This window comes from Burkholderia sp. KCJ3K979, from assembly GCF_016759955.1.
In the GTDB taxonomy this organism is placed as follows: domain Bacteria; phylum Pseudomonadota; class Gammaproteobacteria; order Burkholderiales; family Burkholderiaceae; genus Burkholderia; species Burkholderia orbicola.
The window spans coordinates 1-558 of sequence record NZ_JACFYV010000465.1 but is presented as its reverse complement, the minus strand read 5'-3'; the positions used below and the strand labels follow the sequence as shown (position 1 = coordinate 558).

Annotated in this window: 1 protein-coding gene; it reads right to left on the bottom strand. The window is 69.7% G+C overall.

Annotated features, from left to right (window positions below; translation table 11 throughout):
- Positions 1-424 (bottom strand): alpha/beta fold hydrolase (locus H3O04_RS35655; protein ID WP_202589548.1); only part of this gene is annotated, 424 nt, incomplete at its 3' end.
- Positions 425-558 lie beyond the last annotated feature (134 nt).

Below are 558 nucleotides of genomic sequence, written 5' to 3'. Positions count from 1 at the left end.
GCGGCGGCCGCCGCAACGCGAAATCGAGCGCCGTTCGCGCGCCGAGCGAGATGCCGACGAACGCGGCGCGCGACACCTGCAGGCCGTCGAGCACGTCGTCGAGCCACTGCGCATAGGCGTCGCCAGCGAGCGGCGGGCGCGACGGCGCGCTCGGTCCCGCTTCGCCGATCACGTCGATCGCGTAGAGCCGGAAGTGCGTCGCCCAGTCGGTCGCGTGATGTTGCCAGCTTGCCGCCGTCGTCTGTGCGCCGTGGATCAGTACGACCGGTGGCGCGTGTTCGGGGCCGCAGGCGATGACGTGCGTCGCGCCATGACGCGTTTGCACGGTGACGCGCCGATGCCCGGCCGGCCAGTGCGACAGCGCGGCCGCGTAAGCGGCGCGAATCGCGCGGGCATGGCGGGGTGACTTGAAGATTGCGTTCATGTCCCGCTTTGCTGGAGCAGCATGTCGAGTGACGACATCAGCGCGGCCGTGTCGGCCGGTGTCGCGGTCACGATGATCTTGACCATGCTCGAGGCGGGATCGAACGTGACGTCGATTCGCACGGGGTCGACGTA